The organism is Nocardioides lentus (assembly GCF_039529515.1).
Classification (GTDB): domain Bacteria; phylum Actinomycetota; class Actinomycetes; order Propionibacteriales; family Nocardioidaceae; genus Nocardioides; species Nocardioides lentus.
Genome location: NZ_BAAAMY010000016.1, coordinates 1 through 792, shown reverse-complemented (window position 1 = coordinate 792; position 792 = coordinate 1). Strand labels below are relative to the sequence as shown.

The window sequence follows — 792 nt, the reverse complement described above, 5'->3', positions numbered from 1 at the left end:
GAGTGTAAGTGCACAAGGGAGCTTGACTGTGAGACGTACATGTCGAGCAGGGACGAAAGTCGGAACTAGTGATCCGGCGCTGGCAAGTGGAAGCGGCGTCGCTCAACGGATAAAAGGTACCCCGGGGATAACAGGCTGATCTTCCCCAAGAGTCCATATCGACGGGATGGTTTGGCACCTCGATGTCGGCTCGTCGCATCCTGGGGCCGGAGTAGGTCCCAAGGGTTGGGCTGTTCGCCCATTAAAGCGGCACGCGAGCTGGGTTTAGAACGTCGTGAGACAGTTCGGTCCCTATCCGCCGCGCGCGTTGGAAACTTGAGAAAGGCTGTCCCTAGTACGAGAGGACCGGGATGGACGAACCTCTGGTGTGCCAGTTGTCCCGCCAGGGGCACGGCTGGTTGGCTACGTTCGGGAGTGATAACCGCTGAATGCATCTAAGCGGGAAGCACGTTTCAAGATGAGGTTTCCCACCCACATTGATGGGGTAAGGCCCCCAGCAGACCACTGGGTTGATAGGCCGGAGGTGTACAGCAGTGATGCCTAGCCGACCGGTACTAATAGGCCGAGGACTTGCCACCCACCCGCCATGAGACACCACAGGAACGATTCGTGGTCGACACGGCGCCGTAGGCACAACGCACGTAACAAGCAGAAGCAATCATGATGGTTGCTCGCGTCCACTCCGCAGCTCTGAACCACCACCATCACGTTGGTTGATGGGGTTCACAGCTGTCACGGCGGCCATAGCGAAACGGGAAACACCCGGTCCCATACCGAACCCGGAAGTTAAGC

The 792-nt window shown here is 58.5% G+C and carries 2 rRNA genes; both read left to right on the top strand.

The features are described 5' to 3' along the window. Window positions 1–578 (top strand): 23S ribosomal RNA (locus tag ABD158_RS19215); the annotation flags it as partial. Between the two features lie 155 nt (window positions 579–733). Beyond that, window positions 734–792: ribosomal RNA gene (rrf, locus tag ABD158_RS19210) — 5S ribosomal RNA — on the top strand; the annotation flags it as partial.